A 16,350-nucleotide genomic window follows, 5' to 3' on the forward strand; every position below is an offset into this window, starting at 1 on the left:
CGATCCGGCTTGCCGCCCGGGCCCGGCGCCCGGGCAGCGCCCGGGGGGCGCCCCGCCCCGCGGCGGCCCGCCGGGCGCTGGGCCTGGACCCGGTCGCGGTGGTCGCGGTCGACGCGTCGGCCGGCGCGGGCGGCGGCGGGCCCGAGGCCGCCGCGCGGGACGCCCGGTACGCGGCGCTGGAATCCGAGGCCGCGCGGCTCGGCGCCGCGGCCGTGCTGCTCGGCCACACCCGCGACGACCAGGCCGAGGGGGTCCTGCTCGGCCTGGCGCGGGGCTCCGGGGCGCGGTCGCTCGCCGGGATGCCCGCCGCACGCGGCCTGCTGCGGCGCCCCCTGCTCGGGGTGTCCCGCGCCGAGACCCTCGCCGCGTGCGCCGCCGAGGGGCTGGACCCGTGGCACGACCCCACGAACACGCCCGCCGACGGGGACGCCGGGGTGCCCGCCCGGTCCCGGGTGCGCGCGCGGGTGCTGCCGGTGCTGGAGCGGGAGCTCGGCCCGGGGGTGGCCGCGGCGCTGGCGCGCTCGGCGGAGCTGCTGCGCGAGGACGCGGACGCGCTGGACGCCCTGGCGGCGGACCTGCTGGAGCGCGCGGAGGCGGCGGCCGGGCGAGTGGATCCCTCGGAGCGGACACGCCCGGGCGTGTCGGTGCCGAGGGATCCACTCGCAGCGGGCGACGGGGCGGCCGGCGACCCCGGCCTCGTCCTGGACGCCGCCGTCCTCGCCGCCGCGCCCGCCGCGCTGCGGCACCGCGCGCTCCGGGCCGCAGCCGTCCGCGCGGGCGCCCCCGCCGGCTCGGTCACCCGCGCGCACGTCGCCGCCGTCGCCGCGCTCGTGACCCACTGGCGCGGCCAGGGCCCCGTGCACCTGCCCGGGCGCGTGGCGGCGACCCGCGCGTGTGGCAGGCTTGCGCTGCGCGCAGCACCCCCGTCGACCGACCCGGACGACGTCGTGCGCGCGCGGGTCCGGGCGCAGCGCCGGGCCGTCGAGCCGGACGACGAGGGAGACCCGCAGCGGTGAACGTGGAGGACATGGGCGCGGACCTGGAGCGCGTGCTCCTGACCGAGGAGCAGCTCGGGACCCGCCTGGACGAGATCGCGGCCCGGATCGACGAGGACTACGCCGGCCGGGAGATCCTGCTCGTCGGCGTGCTCAAGGGCGCCGTCATGGTGATGGCCGACCTGGCCCGCCGGATCAGCACCCCGCTCGCGATGGACTGGATGGCGGTGTCGTCCTACGGCTCCGGCACCAAGTCCTCGGGCGTCGTGCGGATCCTCAAGGACCTGGACGCCGACCTGACCGGGCGGCACGTGCTGATCGTCGAGGACATCATCGACTCCGGCCTGACCCTGTCGTGGCTGCTCGCGAACCTGCGGAGCCGCGGCCCGGCGTCGGTGGAGATCGCGACGATGCTGCGCAAGCCCGAGGCGGCCAAGGTCGAGGTCGACGTGCGCTACGTCGGGTTCGACATCCCGAACGAGTTCGTCGTGGGCTACGGCCTCGACTACGCCGAGAAGTACCGCAACCTGCCGTGCGTCGGCACCCTGGCGCCGCACGTCTACTCGTCCTGACCGCGGCGGTCGCGCAGGGGCGCGTCCCGCCCTGGGCGAACACGGGCCGTGCGGCCAGGTTCGGCGTGTAACTTCTGAAGACTCCACCCCTGCGACCGGAGGGACGAGGGGGCCTGCCCCCGTCTGCCCATGACACTCAAGCGCCTCACCCGCGGACCCGTCCTGTGGATCATCGTGGCCGTCGTGATCCTGTGGATCGCGGCCAGCGCCTTCATGTCCTCCGGCGTGCAGCGGATCGACACCTCCGACGGCCTCGAGCTGCTCAAGGACGGCAAGGTCGACCAGGCCCTGGTCACCGAGGGCTCGCAGCGGGTCGACCTCACGCTGTCCGAGGACTTCGTCAAGGACGGCGACAACCTCGGCAAGAACGTGCAGTTCTACTACGTCGTGCCGCAGGGGCCGACCGTGGTGGAGGCCATCGCCGACGCGGACCCGTCCGGCGGGTACACCTCGGACGTCCCGCAGCAGTCGTGGTGGGGCAGCCTGCTGACGCTGGTGCTGCCGTTCGTCATCATCCTGGGCCTGTTCTGGTTCCTGATGTCGTCGATGCAGGGCGGCGGCTCGCGGGTGATGTCCTTCGGCAAGTCGAAGGCCAAGCTCGTCACCAAGGAGACGCCGCAGGTCACGTTCGCGGACGTCGCCGGCGTGGACGAGGCCGTCGAGGAGCTGCACGAGATCAAGGAGTTCCTCTCCGACTCGGACAAGTTCCAGGCGGTCGGCGCGAAGATCCCGAAGGGCGTGCTGCTGTACGGCCCCCCCGGGACCGGCAAGACCCTGCTGGCGCGCGCGGTCGCGGGCGAGGCGGGCGTGCCGTTCTACTCGATCTCCGGCTCGGACTTCGTCGAGATGTTCGTCGGCGTCGGCGCCAGCCGCGTGCGCGACCTGTTCGACCAGGCCAAGCAGAACGCCCCGGCGATCATCTTCATCGACGAGATCGACGCCGTCGGCCGGCACCGCGGCGCCGGCATGGGCGGCGGCCACGACGAGCGCGAGCAGACCCTCAACCAGATGCTGGTCGAGATGGACGGCTTCGACGTCAAGACGAACGTCATCCTCATCGCGGCGACCAACCGCCCCGACATCCTCGACCCCGCGCTGCTGCGCCCGGGCCGGTTCGACCGGCAGGTGTCGGTTGAGGCGCCGGACCTCAAGGGCCGCGAGCGGATCCTCCAGGTGCACGCGCAGGGCAAGCCGATGGCCACCGACGTCGACCTCGAGGCCGTCGCGCGCCGCACGCCGGGCTTCACCGGCGCCGACCTGGCGAACGTGCTGAACGAGGCCGCGCTGCTCACCGCCCGGTCGAACGCGCAGATCATCGACAACCGCGCGCTGGACGAGGCCATCGACCGCGTGATCGCCGGCCCGCAGAAGCGCACCCGCGTGATGAAGGTCAAGGAGCAGAAGATCACCGCGTACCACGAGGGCGGCCACGCCCTGGTGGCGGCGGCGCTGCGGTACACCGACCCGGTGACCAAGGTGACGATCCTGCCCCGCGGCCGCGCCCTCGGCTACACGATGGTCATGCCGACGGAGGACAAGTACTCCACCACCCGCAACGAGCTGCTCGACCAGCTCGCGTACGCCATGGGCGGCCGGGTGGCCGAGGAGCTCGTGTTCCACGACCCGACCACCGGCGCCAGCAACGACATCGAGAAGGCCACCGCCACGGCCCGCAAGATGGTCACGCAGTACGGCATGAGCGAGCGCGTCGGCGCCGTGAAGCTCGGCACCGACGGCAGCGAGCCGTTCATGGGCCGCGACATGGGCCACGGGCGCGACTACTCCGAGACGGTCGCCGGCACGGTCGACGTCGAGGTCCGCAAGCTCATGGACGCCGCGCACACCGAGGCGTGGGAGATCCTCATCGAGTACCGCGACGTGCTGGACCACCTGGTGCTGGAGCTCCTGGAGAAGGAGACCCTCAACCAGCAGGAGCTGGCGGTCATCTTCGAGCCGATCACCAAGCGCCCGCCGCGCGAGGTGTGGCTGTCGAGCGAGCAGCGCTCGGTCTCGGACCGCCCGCCGGTGCTGACGCCGAAGGAGAAGGCGGAGCAGAACGGCGCGGTCGTCCCGCAGGACGAGGCCGCCGCGGCCAAGGACGAGCACCCCGCCGCGATCGCGGTCGAGGTGCCGCCGAGCCAGACGCCGGACGCCTGACGGTGGCGGCCGACGGCCGCGGCCGGCGCCGCGAGGTCCCGGCGTACGACGCCGCGCGCGCCGAGGCGGCGATCCGGGAGCTGCTGCTCGCGGTCGGGGAGGACCCCGACCGCGAGGGGCTCCGGGACACCCCGGCCCGCGTGGCCCGGGCGTACCAGGAGATCTTCGCGGGGCTGCGCCAGGACCCGCACGACGTGCTGAGCGCGACGTTCGACATCGGGCACGAGGAGATGGTCCTGGTCAAGGACATCGAGGTGTACTCGACCTGCGAGCACCACCTCGTGCCGTTCCACGGCGTCGCGCACATCGGCTACATCCCGGGGCAGTCGGGCAAGGTCACCGGCCTGAGCAAGCTGGCCCGGCTCGTCGACGTGTACGCGCGGCGGCCGCAGGTGCAGGAGCGGATGACGGGCGAGATCGCCGACGCGATGGTCGAGGTGCTCGAGCCGCGCGGCGTGCTGGTGGTCGTCGAGTGCGAGCACCTGTGCATGTCGATGCGCGGCGTGCGCAAGCCCGGCTCCCGCACCGTGACGTCCGCGGTGCGCGGGCAGATGCGGGACCCGGCCACCCGGGCCGAGGCGATGAGCCTCGTCCTCGGCCGCTGAGGGGCCCGGAGCCCGTTCCCGTGCGCCCCGGTCGACCGCCTAGGCTGACGGACGTGCGTCCCCCCTCGCCGCTCCCGCCCGCGCCGACCGCCGCCGGTCGTGCGGGCCGGACCCTGGTCATGGGGGTGGTGAACGTGACGCCCGACTCGTTCTCGGACGGCGGGCGGTGGTTCGCGCCCGACGCCGCCGTGGCCCACGGGCTGGCGCTGCTGGCGGACGGCGCCGACCTGCTGGACGTCGGCGGCGAGTCGACCCGGCCCGGCGCGGCGCGGGTGCCGGTGGCCGAGGAGCTGGACCGGGTGCTGCCCGTGATCCGCGAGCTCGCGTCGCGCGGCGCGGCGGTCAGCGTCGACACCACGCGCGCGGAGGTGGCCGAGGCCGCCGTCGCGGCGGGCGCCGTGGTCGTCAACGACGTGTCCGGCGGCCTGGCCGACCCGGAGATCCGCGGCGTCGTCGCCCGCACCGGCGTGGTGTACGTCGCGATGCACTGGCGCGGGCACGCGGACGTCATGGACTCGCTGGCGGAGTACGGCGACGTCGTGACCGACGTCCGGTGCGAGCTCGCCGACCGGGTCGCCGAGCTGCGCGCGGCCGGGGTCGCCGACCACCAGGTCGTGCTCGACCCGGGGCTCGGGTTCGCCAAGCCGGGCTCCGCGAACTGGCCGCTGCTCGCGCGGCTGCCGGAGCTCGTCGCCGACGGGTTCCCGGTGCTGGTCGGGGCGTCCCGCAAGCGGTTCCTCGGCCACCTGCTGGCCGGCGACGACGGCGTGCCGGTCCCCCCGGAGCAGCGGGACGCGGCGACCGCGGCGGTGTCCGCGCTCGCCGCCGCGTCCGGGGCGTGGTGCGTGCGGGTGCACGAGGTACGGGGTACGGCCGACGCGGTGCGCGTCGCGGCCCGGTGGAGGGCGGCGGCGCCGTCCGGGGAGGACGAGGGATGAGCGACGAGGCGGACGTGCCCGGGCGGGACGGCCACCGGCTGGACCGGATCCGGCTGACCGGCGTCACGGCGACCGGCTACCACGGCGTGTTCGAGCACGAGCGCCGCGAGGGGCAGACGTTCGTCGCCGACGTGGTCGCGCACCTCGACACCCGGCGGGCCGCAGCGACCGACGACCTGCGGCACACCCTCAACTACGGCGTGCTCGCCGAGCAGGTGGTGACGGTGCTCGCCGGCGAGCCCGCGGACCTGGTCGAGACCGTCGCCGAGCGGATCGCCGCGACCGTGCTCGCGCACCCGCAGGTGCAGTGCGTCGACGTCGCGGTGCACAAGCCGCAGGCGCCGATCACCGTGCCGTTCGGGGACGTGGTGGTCGAGGTGCGCCGGGACCGGACGTGGCTGCCCGCCGCGGAGCCGGTGCCGGACGACGCGCCGCGGTGGCTGCCGGAGGGAACCGGCGCGCCGGCGCTGCCCGCGGCCGAGCCCGCGCCGGTGCCCCCGACGGCGCCGGCCGAGCCCGTCGCGCCCGTGGCGCCCGGGGCCACCGCCGTGCTGCCGCTCGCCGCGGTGCCCGTGCCCGGGGACCTCGACCTGCCGCCGGCGCCCCCGGGTCCCGTGCCGAGCGACCCGGCGGACGCCTGGGACGCCGACGAGGTGGTCGAGGCCGAGCTGGTGGCCGACGCCCTCGACGCCGCGCCGGACGCCCCGGTCGAGGTCGTGCTCGCCATCGGCTCGAACCTCGGCGCGGCGCAGGACACCCTGCGGGACGCGGTCGCCGACCTGGCCGCCGTCCCGGGCCTGGAGGTGCTCGACGTGTCGGCCCTGGCGCGCACGGCGCCCGTCGGCGGGCCCGAGCAGCCCGACTTCCTCAACGCGGTGCTGATCGCCCGCACCACGCTGTCGCCCCGCGACCTGCTGCGCGCCACCTCCGAGGTCGAGCGGCGGCACGGGCGGGAGCGCCTCGTGCACTGGGGCCCGCGGACCCTCGACGTCGACATCATCGTGTACGGCGACGTGTCGGCCGTGACCGACGACCTGGAGCTGCCGCACCCCCGGGCCCACGAGCGGGCGTTCGTGCTGCAGCCGTGGGCGCAGGTGCAGCCGGACGCCGTGCTGCACGGCCTCGGCGGCGGGCCCGTCGCGCAGCTCGCCGCCACAGCGCCGGACCGCGACGGGGTGCGCTGGCTCGCGCTCGACTGGCTGACCGCGCCGGTGCCGGCCGCGCAGCCCGACCCGGGCGGCGCGGGCGACGACGACGGCGCCGCGGGCGACCCGCTCGGCGGCGGGCCCGTCGCGTGGGCCGACCCGCTGGGCGGCACCCCCACCGGGCGGCAGGACCCCTGATGCAGCGCACCCGCGTCCGCACCCTCGTGCTCATCGCCGTCGTGGCGGCGGCGGTCGGCTGGCTCGTCGTGAGCGCCCTCGGCAGCCGGGGCGTCGTGCTGCCGCAGGTGCCGTGGCTCATGGTCGGCGTGCTCGTGCTCATCGCGGCCGTCGTGCTGGCGATGGGCTGGTCGGTGCGGCAGTACCTGCGCGGCAAGCACCCGACGCTCGACCCGATGCGGGCGGCCCGGACCGCCGTGCTGGCCAAGGCGTCCTGCTACACGGGCGCGCTGCTCGCCGGCTGGTACGCGGCGCAGGTGCTGGACGTGCTCGGCGACCTCGGCATCGAGGCGCAGCGGGAGCGGGCGCTGGCCGCGGGGCTCGCGGTGCTCGGCGCCCTCGTGCTGGCCGCCGCCGGGCTGGTCGTCGAGTGGATCTGCCGGATCCCGCCCGGGGACGACCCGGAGAAGGCGCCGGGGTCGCCCCGGGACGCGTCGCCGGACGCCGCGGCCGGCTGACCTCGCCGCGCGCCCGGTCGACCTCGCCGTGCGCCCGCGTGCCGGCCCGCGCGGGGTCCCGGGCGCCGCGGCACCGCGCGATGCGAGGATGGTGCGCATGAGCACGCCCGAGGGTGCCGCCGCCCACCCGCAGCCCGACGCCGCGCCCGTGCCGGGGGCCGCCCCCGCGCCCGGCGCGACGCCCGTGCCCGGGGCCGCCCCGGTGCGCGAGAGCGAGCCGTTCGAGCCCGCCGGCGTCGACTGGACCCCGGTGTCCCCGCGGCTGGCGTCGGCGCGCCTGGTGGTCGCGCTCGCGTGGCTGGGCGTCCCGCTGGTCGTGCTGGTCGTCGTGGCCGCCCTGACCGGGTCGGTCTGGGTGTGGGCCTCCGCCGCGCTCGTCGCCGCCCTGGTCGTCTGGGTCCTGTGGCTGGTGCCGCGCCAGGTGCGCGCGATGGGGTACGCCGAGCGCGCCGACGACCTGCTGCTGCGCCGCGGCATCCTGTTCCGCTCGATGGTCGTGGTGCCCTACGGCCGCATGCAGTACGTCGACGTGACCGCCGGGCCGCTGGCCCGCAAGCTCGGCATCGCGTCCGTCCAGCTGCACACCGCCTCGCCCGGCACCGACGCCTCGATCGACGGCCTGCCCACGGCCGAGGCCGCGCGGCTGCGCGACCAGCTGGCGTCCCGGGGCGAGGCCCGGCTGGCGGGGCTGTGACCGAGGACCGCCCGCTGCCGGCGGCCGCCGCCCCCGCCCCGGAGCCCGAGCCGCCCGCCGACGACCTCGCCTGGCGCCGGATGCACCCCGTCACCCCCGCGGTGAAGGGGTGGAAGGTGCTGGCCGCCGTGCTCGCGATCATCGCGTGGAACGCGGCCGACGACGTGCGCCAGCTCGCCGAGTGGCTCGGCGGCCGCGCGTGGCTCGTCATCGCGGGCGTCGTCGTGCTGGTCGGGCTGGTCGGCTTCGGCTACTCGGCGATCGCGTGGCGCATGACCCGGTTCGCCGTCACCGACGAGGCCGTGCACCTGCGCTCCGGCGTCGTGTTCCGCCAGCAGCGCCAGGCCCGGCTCGACCGGCTGCAGGCCGTCGACGTGGTGCAGCCGCTGCTCGCGCGCATCATCGGGCTGTCCGAGCTGCGCCTCGAGGTCGCCGGCGGCGCCGGGTCCGCGGTGTCGCTCGCGTTCCTGCGCGAGGCGGAGGCCGAGCAGCTGCGCGCCGAGCTGCTGGCGCGCGCGGCCGGCCTGCACCCCGGGCGCCGGCCGCGGCCCGCGGGAGCGCCGTCCGCCGCCCCGACCGCCCCGGCGGCGCCCGGCACCCCCGCCGCCCCGCCCCTCGCCACCACGACGCCCGGCGCGGTCCCGGCCACCGACCACCCCGCGACCGCCGACCCGGACGCCGCCCTGACCCTTCCGGTCGAGCCGGACGCCGACGGCGGCTGGGAGGGTCCAGCGCCCGTCGCGCCCGAGCACCCGGTCTACGAGGTCCCGGTCGGCCGGCTGCTGGCCTCCACGCTGCTGTCCTCGGCGACGATCTGGCTGGTCGTCATGCTCGGCGCCGTCGGCGCGCTGATCGCGGGCACCGGCCAGGTCGGCTCGGCGTTCGCGCTGCTGCCCGCCCTGCTCGGCGTCGTGTCGTACACGTGGACCCGGTTCAACCGGGGCGCGAACTTCCGCGCGGCGATCTCCCCGGACGGCATCCGGCTGCGGCACGGCCTGACCGAGTCGCGGGCGCAGACCGTCCCGCCGGGCCGGGTGCAGGCCGTGCGCGTCACCCAGGGGCTGCTGTGGCGCAAGCCGGACTGGTGGCGGGTCGAGGTGAACGTCGCGGGCTACGGCAGCAGCGGCGACCAGACCCAGACCGAGAACGTGCTGCTGCCCGTCGGGACGCGCGACGAGGCGATGCTCGCGCTCTGGCTCGTGCTGCCCGACCTGGGCACCGAGGACCCGCGCGCGCTGGTCGAGGCGGGGCTCGTCGGCCGGACCGCCGACGGCGGCTGGGCCGTGGCCCCGCGCCGGTCCCGGTGGCTCGACCCGGTCGGCTGGCGGCGGCACGGCGTGACCGTGACCGACCGCGCGCTGGTGCTGCGCTCCGGGGTGCTGGTCCGCCAGCTCGTCGTCGTGCCGCACGAGCGCACCCAGTCGCTGGGGCTGGAGCAGGGGCCGCTGCAGCGCCGGCTGGGGCTGGCGTCGTTCCAGCTGCACTCGACGCCCGGGCCGGTGTCGCCGCGGGTCGACCACCTCGACCAGCGGGTCGCCGCGGGCCTCCTCGACGAGCAGGCGACGCGGGCCCGCACCGCGCGCGCAGGGGCGGGGCCGGAGCAGTGGATGCGCCGGGCATGACGCGGCTGGGGATCGGCGTCGTCGGCGCGGGCCGGGTCGGCGCGGTGCTGGGGAGCGCCCTGCGCGCGGCCGGGCACCCGGTGGTCGGGGTGAGCGCGGTGTCCGAGGCGTCCCGCGAGCGGGCGGACGCGCTGCTGCCGGGCGTGCCCGTGCTGGACGTGCCCGAGGTGGTGCGCCGCGCCGAGCTGGTGCTGCTCGCGGTGCCGGACGACGCGCTCGCGGAGCTCGTGGCGGGCCTCGCGGCGACCGGCGCGTGGCAGGGGGGTCAGATCGTCGTGCACACCGCGGGCCGGTACGGGGCCGGGGTGCTCGACCCGGCGCGCGCGCAGGGCGTGATCCCGATCGCGCTGCACCCGGCGATGACCTTCACCGGCACGTCGCTCGACCTGTCCCGGCTGGTCGGCTGCACGTTCGCGGTGACCGCGCCGACCCCGGTGCTGCCGATCGGGCAGGCGCTGGTGGTGGAGATGGGCGGCGAGCCGGTCGTGCTCGACGAGGCGGCGCGCCCGCTCTACCACGCGGCCCTCGCGCACGGCGCGAACCACCTGGTCGTGCTGGTCGCGCAGGCCGGGCAGGCGCTCGCGGCCGCGGGCGTCGCCGACCCCGGTGCGGTGCTGCGCCCCCTGCTCACCGCGGCGCTCGACGGGTCGCTGCGGGCCGAGTCGGCCGGCGGCGGGCGCGACGCGGAGGGCGAGGTCACGAACGGCGCGGTCACCACGCTGACCGGCCCGGTACGGCGCGGCGACGCCGGGACGGTCCGCGACCACCTCGACGTACTGACCGACCTCGGGGTGCGGACCGGCGCGACCGACGTCGCCGCGTCCTACCGGGCGCTGTCCCGCGCGGCGACGGGGCGGGCGCTCGCGGCCGGGCTGCTGCGCGCCGAGCAGGGCCGGGCGCTGCTCGACGCGCTCGCCACGGGGGACCCCGCGGCGGAGGCCGCGCCGCGCGACCCAGGCACCACCCGCGGCGGCACCCCGGGTGGTGCCGGCCCGGCTCACACCGGGGGCCCGGACGGGAGTACGGTGCACGGCGCGCACGACGACGAGGGCGCGGGCGGGACGGACGAGCCCGGCGCCGACCAGGAGGACCAGGGATGACCGAGGCACGCACGGGTGCCCCCACGCTGGCGCGCACGCGCCCCGAGCTCGCGGCGGCGCTGGCGGCCCGCCCGGCCGGCGGCCGCGCCGTCGTGATGACGATGGGCGCGCTGCACGCCGGCCACCTGTCGCTGGTGCGCGAGGCCCGCGCCCGCGGTGAGCAGGTGGTGGTGACGATCTTCGTGAACCCGCTGCAGTTCGCCCCGTCGGAGGACCTGGACCGCTACCCGCGCGACCTCGAGGGCGACCTGGCGTCGCTCACCGGCCCCGACCTGCTGGGGGAGGGCGACGTCGTGTTCGCCCCGGCGCCCGACGTGGTCTACCCCGACGGCGACCCGGGCGTGCGGGTGTCCGCCGGCGCGGTCGGCACGGTCTACGAGGGCGCGACCCGCCCGGGTCACCTGGACGGCGTGCTCACGGTGGTGCTCAAGCTGATGCACCTGGTCGCGCCGGACGTCGCGCTGTTCGGCCGCAAGGACGTGCAGCAGCTCGCGGCCGTGCGCCGGATGGTGCGGGACCTGGACGTGCCCGTCGAGGTCGTGGGCGTGCCCACGGTGCGGGACGCCGACGGCCTCGCGCTGTCCTCGCGGAACGCCTACCTGTCGGCGGCCGAGCGGGAGCAGGCCCTGGCGCTGAGCCGCGCGCTCGCCGCGGGCCGCGCGGTGGCGGACGCGGGCGGCGACCCGGACGCGGTGCTCGCGGCGGCGCGGGCGGTGCTGGACGGCGCCGCGGTCGGTACCGACTACGTGGCCGTGGTGGACCCGCTGACCTTCGAGGACGTCACCGGCGCGGCGGCGGACCTCGCCGGGCGGACGGCCGTCCTGGCGCTCGCGGCCACCGTCGGGGCGACCCGGCTGATCGACAACTCCGACGTGGGGTGGGCGTGACCATGACCTCGCTGCAGCGGCCGATGATGATCGGCAAGATCCACCGCGCGACGGTGACGCAGGCGGACCTGCACTACGTCGGCTCGATCACGGTCGACGCGCACCTGCTCGCGGCGGCCGACCTGCTGCCCGGCCAGCAGGTCGACGTCGTCGACGTGACCAACGGCGCCCGGCTGACCACCTACGTGATCGCCGGCGAGGCCGGGTCGGGTCAGATCTGCATCAACGGCGCCGCCGCGCACCTGGTGCACCCGGGCGACGTGGTCATCCTCATCGCCTACGGGATGCTCTCGGACGCCGAGGCCCGGACGTACGAGCCGCACGTCGTCCTGGTCGACGCGGAGAACCGGATCATGGACACGGGCCACGACCCGGGCACCGTGCCGGAGTCCTGGACCGCGGCGTCGGGCCTGCACCCGAGCGGCGTGCCGTTCGACCAGGGGCGGACGCTCGTGGAGCGGGACGGGGCGGCCGAGCCCGACGCCGACGGGGCGCGCGACCGGCGGGACCACCCGGTGCGCGACGACCTGGGGTCGGGGGCGAACGACGCCGGGCGGGACGCGGGCGCCGGACGGTGATCACGCGGCTGGCTCGCCGGCTCGCCGCGCCCGCCCCGGGCTGGACCGCCCGGGCGGACGCCGTGGTCGTCGGCTCCGGCATCGCCGGCCTCACCGCGGCGCTCGAGCTGCGGATGCGGGTGCCGCGGGTGCTGCTGGTGACCAAGGACCGGCTGGTCTCGGGGTCGACGGTGTGGGCGCAGGGCGGCATCGCCGCGGCGCTCGACCCCGCCGACTCGCCGGAGGCGCACCTGCGGGACACGCTCGTCGCGGGCGTCGGCCTGTGCGACCCGCGGGCCGTCGAGGTGCTGGTCACCGAGGGACCGGCGCGGGTCCGCGAGCTCGTCGCGCGCGGCGCGGTGTTCGACACCGAGCCCGACGGCACCCTCAGCCTCACCCGGGAGGGCGGCCACCACGCCGACCGGGTCGCGCACGCGGGTGGCGACGCCACGGGCGCCGAGATCTCCCGGGCGCTGGTCGCCCAGCTCGCGGCCGTGCAGGCGGACCCGGGCATCGAGGTGATCGAGCACGCCCTGGTGCTCGACGTGCTCACCGGCGCCCCCGGGCGCGACGGCCGGCCCGGGCCGGTGTGCGGCGTGACGCTGCACGTGATCGGCGAGGGCAGCCGGGACGGCGTCGGCGCCGTGCTCGCGCCCGCCGTGGTGCTGGCGACCGGCGGCATCGGCCAGGTGTTCCGGTCCTCGACCAACCCGGTCCAGGCGACCGGCGACGGCCTGGCCGCGGCCCTGCGCGCGGGCGCGGCGGTCGGCGACATGGAGTTCGTGCAGTTCCACCCCACGGTGCTGTGGCTCGGCGCCGGGGTGAAGGGCCAGCTCGCGCTCATCTCGGAGGCGGTCCGCGGCGAGGGCGCGCACCTCGTCGACGTCGACGGGCACCGGTTCATGCTCGGCGTGCACCCGCTGGCCGAGCTCGCGCCGCGGGACGTCGTCGCGAAGGCGATCGTCCGGCAGCTGGCGCGCACCGGCGCCGACCACGTCCTGCTCGACGCCCGGCACCTCGGCGCCGAGCGCATCCGCCGCCGGTTCCCGACCATCGGCGCCCGGCTGGCCGAGCACGGCCTCGACCTCGCGACCGACCTGGTCCCGGTCGCCCCCGCGCAGCACTACCACTCGGGCGGCGTCGTCACCGACCTGGTCGGCCGGTCGACCCTGCCCGGGCTGTACGCGGTCGGCGAGGTCGCGTGCACCGGCGTGCACGGCGCGAACCGGCTGGCGTCGAACTCGCTGCTCGAGGGCCTAGTGTTCGCGCACCGTGCCGCGCACGACATCGCGCACCGGGTGGAGACCGGCGCCCTGCGCCCCGCGGAGCCCGTCGAGCGCCCCGGGCCCGAGGCCCTGGTCGCCGGCGCGGCCCGGTCCCGGGTGCAGCGGATCGCCACCGACGGGCCGGGCGTGCTGCGGTCCGCGGCGGGGCTGGCGGCGGCCGCGCAGGCGCTCGCGGCCGTGCGGACGGACGCGCACCGCGCCGTCGAGGGCGGCGAGCGGCCGGTGGCCGACCCCCAGGTCGCGGAGTGGGAGACCACGAACGTGCACCAGGTCGCCACGGTGCTGACCGCCACGGCGGCGACCCGGCGGGAGACCCGCGGCGGCCACCTGCGCAGCGACCACCCGGACCGCGACGACGCCGCGTGGCAGGTCCGCGTGGAGGCGACCCTGACCCCGGACGGCGAGCTCACCCAGCGCCTGGCCCCCCAGGACTGACCGACCCGGGGACCGAGTGGAGCGTTCTGCCCGACACGCCGGGGCGTGTCGGGCAGAACGCTCCACCGAACGCCACTCCGGCCCGCACGGAGCGCCTCGCGCGCGGCCCTAGGCTTCCGGGGTGACCACGCCCGACGCCCCCGACGCCCCCGACGCCCTCGACCCCGCCTGGCTCGCCCGCACCGTCGCGGTCGCCCTCGACGAGGACCTCGGCCCCGCGCCGGGCCGCGACGTCACCACCCAGGCCACCGTCGCCCCGGACGTCCCGGGCGTCGCCCACCTGGTGGCCCGCGAGGCCGGGGTCGTCGCCGGCCTGCCGGTCGTCGCCGAGGTGCTGCGCCAGGTCACCGACCGCCTCGGCCTCGCCCCCGCCACGGTCGACCAGCGGGTCGAGGACGGCACCGCCGTCGAGCCGGGCGACGTGCTGGCCGTGCTCACCGGCCCCGTGCAGGCGCTGCTGGTCGCGGAGCGCACCGCGCTGAACCTCGCGTCCCGCGCCTCCGGGGTCGCGACGCACACCCGCCGCTGGGCCGACGCCCTGGCCGGGACCGGCGCGCAGGTGCTCGACACCCGCAAGACCACCCCCGGCCTGCGCGAGCTGGAGAAGTACGCGGTGCGCCGGGGCGGCGGCACCAACAAGCGCATGGGCCTGCACGACGTCGCGATGGTGAAGGACAACCACGTGGTGGCGGCCGGCGGGGTCGCCGCGGCGGTCGAGGCGGTGCGCGCGCGGTTCCCCGACGTGACGATCCAGGTCGAGGCGGACACCACCGAGCAGGCGCTGGAGGCCGTGGGCGTCGGCGCCCGGTTCCTGCTGCTCGACAACATGCCGACGCCGGTGCTCGCGGCGACCGTCGAGGCCGTGCGCGCGGGGGAGGGGGCGACCGGGCGCGTCGAGCTCGAGGCCACCGGCAACCTCACGCTCGACCGCGCCGCCGAGGTCGCCGCGACCGGTGTCGACTACCTGTCGGTCGGGGCGCTCACGCACTCGTCGCCGATCCTGGACCTGGCGCTGGACCTGGTCGAGGGCGTCCGCGCGCCCGGACCGGCCGTGTGACGGCCGGGGCCCCGCCCGCTCGGTAGGATTCCGGGCGTGACCGAGCCCCAGCAGACGCCCGCCCCCGCCGCCGACGACCTCCCCGAGCAGCTCCGGGTCCGGCGCGAGAAGCGGGACCGGATGCTGGCCGAAGGCGTCGAGCCGTACCCGGTCGGCGTCCCCCGCACCCACACCGTCGCCGAGGTCCGCGCCGCGCACCCCGACCTGGAGCCCGGCCAGGAGACCGAGGACGTCGTCGGCGTCGCCGGCCGCGTCGTGTTCCTGCGCAACACCGGCAAGCTGTGCTTCGCCACGCTGCAGGACGGCGAGGGGAACCGGCTGCAGGCGATGCTCAGCCTGGCCAACGTCGGCGAGGACCGGCTGGCCGCGTTCAAGGCCGACGTCGACCTGGGCGACCACCTGTTCGTGCACGGCACCGTCGTGGCGTCCCGCCGCGGCGAGCTGTCGGTGATGGCCGACTCCTGGACCCTCGCGGCCAAGTCGCTGCGCCCGCTGCCCAACCTGTACGCGAAGGGCGACGAGGAGGCCCCGGAGCTGTCCGAGGAGGTGCGCGTCCGCCAGCGGTACGTCGACCTCATCGTCCGGCCGGCGGCCCGCGACACCGTCCGGCTGCGCGCCGGCGTCGTGCGCTCGCTGCGGGAGAACTTCCACCGCCGCGGCTACCTCGAGGTCGAGACCCCGATGCTGCAGACGCAGCCCGGTGGCGCCGCGGCGCGCCCGTTCGTCACGCACATGAACGCGTTCGACATCGACCTGTACCTGCGGATCGCGCCGGAGCTGTTCCTCAAGCGCGCCGCGGTCGGCGGCCTGGAGCGCGTGTTCGAGATCAACCGGAACTTCCGCAACGAGGGCGCCGACTCCACGCACTCGCCGGAGTTCGCGATGCTCGAGGCGTACGAGGCCTACGGCGACTACGACACGATGGCGGCGCTGACGCAGGACCTCGTGCAGACCGCCGCGCAGGACGTGCTCGGCACGACCACGATCACCCTCCCGGACGGCGAGGAGTACGAGGTCGGCGGCGACTGGGCGCAGCTCACGATGTACGGCTCGCTGTCCGAGTCGCTCGGCGAGGAGATCACGCCCGAGACCTCGGTGGCGCACCTCCAGAAGATCGCCGACCGCCTCGACGTGCAGCTCGACCCGAACCGGGTGAGCCACGGCAAGCTCGTCGAGGTGATCTGGGAGCACCAGGTGGGCGACCACCTGCACGCGCCGACCTTCGTGCGCGACTTCCCGGTCGAGACCAGCCCGCTGACCCGCGACCACCGCAGCATCAAGGGCCAGGTCGAGAAGTGGGACCTGTACGTCCGCGGGTTCGAGCTCGCCACCGCGTACTCCGAGCTGGTCGACCCGGTGATCCAGCGGCAGCGTTTCGAGGCGCAGGCGATCCTGGCCGCCGCCGGCGACGACGAGGCCATGCAGCTCGACGAGGACTTCCTCGCGGCCGTCGAGTACGCGCTGCCGCCGACCGGCGGCATGGGGATGGGCGTGGACCGTCTGCTCATGGCGCTGACCGGCCTCGGCATCCGGGAGACGATCCTGTTCCCGCTGGTGAAGCCCCAGGCCTGATCCACCGCGCCGCGCACCCGCCCGGCGGCCCCC

The 16,350-nt window shown here is 76.7% G+C and carries 15 protein-coding genes; all 15 read left to right on the forward strand.

Annotation, left to right across the window (positions count from 1 at the left end; translation table 11 throughout):
* Nucleotides 1-1,016: ATP-binding protein (locus KVT14_RS11480; RefSeq protein ID WP_217615788.1), on the forward strand; the 1,016-nt coding region annotated here is incomplete at its 5' end.
* Complete coding sequence (gene hpt / locus KVT14_RS11485; RefSeq protein WP_147795449.1) at nucleotides 1,013-1,567, forward strand: hypoxanthine phosphoribosyltransferase; 555 nt, start codon at nucleotides 1,013-1,015, stop codon at nucleotides 1,565-1,567. The genes KVT14_RS11480 and hpt, both read left to right, overlap by 4 nt.
* 129 nt (nucleotides 1,568-1,696) lie before the next feature.
* Nucleotides 1,697-3,724 (forward strand): ATP-dependent zinc metalloprotease FtsH, encoded by a 2,028-nt coding sequence (gene ftsH, locus KVT14_RS11490; RefSeq protein WP_217615789.1) that lies wholly within the window; start codon nucleotides 1,697-1,699, stop codon nucleotides 3,722-3,724.
* A 2-nt stretch (nucleotides 3,725-3,726) separates the two neighbouring features.
* On the forward strand, nucleotides 3,727-4,329 hold the full coding sequence (gene folE / locus KVT14_RS11495) for a GTP cyclohydrolase I FolE (protein ID WP_217615790.1): 603 nt from the start codon (nucleotides 3,727-3,729) through the stop codon (nucleotides 4,327-4,329).
* A gap of 119 nt (nucleotides 4,330-4,448) precedes the next feature.
* Nucleotides 4,449-5,267 (forward strand): dihydropteroate synthase, encoded by an 819-nt coding sequence (gene folP / locus KVT14_RS11500; protein WP_217615821.1) that lies wholly within the window; start codon nucleotides 4,449-4,451, stop codon nucleotides 5,265-5,267.
* A complete protein-coding gene (gene folK, locus KVT14_RS11505) occupies nucleotides 5,264-6,610 on the forward strand; it encodes a 2-amino-4-hydroxy-6-hydroxymethyldihydropteridine diphosphokinase (protein WP_217615791.1) in 1,347 nt (448 codons plus the stop codon). Before folP ends, folK begins: the two co-directional genes overlap by 4 nt.
* The gene (locus tag KVT14_RS11510) at nucleotides 6,610-7,107 is read left to right on the forward strand and encodes a DUF3180 domain-containing protein (protein WP_217615792.1); all 498 of its coding nucleotides are present in this window, start codon (nucleotides 6,610-6,612) and stop codon (nucleotides 7,105-7,107) included. Before folK ends, KVT14_RS11510 begins: the two co-directional genes overlap by 1 nt.
* Nucleotides 7,108-7,204: 97 nt before the next feature.
* Nucleotides 7,205-7,801: a PH domain-containing protein gene (locus tag KVT14_RS11515; protein WP_217615793.1), complete on the forward strand. Its 597-nt coding sequence runs from the start codon at nucleotides 7,205-7,207 to the stop codon at nucleotides 7,799-7,801.
* Nucleotides 7,798-9,423: a PH domain-containing protein gene (locus tag KVT14_RS11520; protein WP_308161039.1), complete on the forward strand. Its 1,626-nt coding sequence runs from the start codon at nucleotides 7,798-7,800 to the stop codon at nucleotides 9,421-9,423. The genes KVT14_RS11515 and KVT14_RS11520 overlap by 4 nt, the downstream gene beginning before the upstream one ends.
* Entirely contained in the window at nucleotides 9,420-10,523 is a 1,104-nt protein-coding gene (locus KVT14_RS11525; protein ID WP_217615794.1) for a Rossmann-like and DUF2520 domain-containing protein, read from the forward strand. Before KVT14_RS11520 ends, KVT14_RS11525 begins: the two co-directional genes overlap by 4 nt.
* A complete protein-coding gene (gene panC / locus KVT14_RS11530) occupies nucleotides 10,520-11,410 on the forward strand; it encodes a pantoate--beta-alanine ligase (RefSeq protein ID WP_217615795.1) in 891 nt (296 codons plus the stop codon). Before KVT14_RS11525 ends, panC begins: the two co-directional genes overlap by 4 nt.
* A 2-nt stretch (nucleotides 11,411-11,412) precedes the next feature.
* A complete protein-coding gene (gene panD / locus KVT14_RS11535) occupies nucleotides 11,413-11,988 on the forward strand; it encodes an aspartate 1-decarboxylase (protein ID WP_217615823.1) in 576 nt (191 codons plus the stop codon).
* On the forward strand, nucleotides 11,985-13,688 hold the full coding sequence (locus KVT14_RS11540) for an L-aspartate oxidase (RefSeq protein ID WP_217615796.1): 1,704 nt from the start codon (nucleotides 11,985-11,987) through the stop codon (nucleotides 13,686-13,688). The genes panD and KVT14_RS11540 overlap by 4 nt, the downstream gene beginning before the upstream one ends.
* Nucleotides 13,689-13,809: 121 nt before the next feature.
* Entirely contained in the window at nucleotides 13,810-14,745 is a 936-nt protein-coding gene (gene nadC / locus KVT14_RS11545) for a carboxylating nicotinate-nucleotide diphosphorylase (protein ID WP_217615797.1), read from the forward strand.
* A gap of 36 nt (nucleotides 14,746-14,781) precedes the next feature.
* A complete protein-coding gene (gene lysS, locus KVT14_RS11550; RefSeq protein ID WP_217615798.1) occupies nucleotides 14,782-16,317 on the forward strand; it encodes a lysine--tRNA ligase in 1,536 nt (511 codons plus the stop codon).
* Nucleotides 16,318-16,350 lie beyond the last annotated feature (33 nt).

This window comes from Cellulomonas sp. GbtcB1 (genome assembly GCF_019091725.1).
Taxonomy (GTDB): domain Bacteria; phylum Actinomycetota; class Actinomycetes; order Actinomycetales; family Cellulomonadaceae; genus Cellulomonas.

Excerpts from the sequence above, each read along its gene's own strand:
- folP (WP_217615821.1), top strand. The coding sequence starts at position 4,449 with ATGGGGGTGGTGAACGTGACGCCCGACTCGTTCTCGGACGGCGGGCGG.
- ftsH (WP_217615789.1), top strand. The coding sequence starts at position 1,697 with ATGACACTCAAGCGCCTCACCCGCGGACCCGTCCTGTGGATCATCGTG.
- panC (WP_217615795.1), top strand. The coding sequence starts at position 10,520 with ATGACCGAGGCACGCACGGGTGCCCCCACGCTGGCGCGCACGCGCCCC.
- KVT14_RS11525 (WP_217615794.1), top strand. The coding sequence starts at position 9,420 with ATGACGCGGCTGGGGATCGGCGTCGTCGGCGCGGGCCGGGTCGGCGCG.
- panD (WP_217615823.1), top strand. The coding sequence starts at position 11,413 with ATGACCTCGCTGCAGCGGCCGATGATGATCGGCAAGATCCACCGCGCG.
- KVT14_RS11510 (WP_217615792.1), top strand. The coding sequence starts at position 6,610 with ATGCAGCGCACCCGCGTCCGCACCCTCGTGCTCATCGCCGTCGTGGCG.
- KVT14_RS11515 (WP_217615793.1), top strand. The coding sequence starts at position 7,205 with ATGAGCACGCCCGAGGGTGCCGCCGCCCACCCGCAGCCCGACGCCGCG.
- folK (WP_217615791.1), top strand. The coding sequence starts at position 5,264 with ATGAGCGACGAGGCGGACGTGCCCGGGCGGGACGGCCACCGGCTGGAC.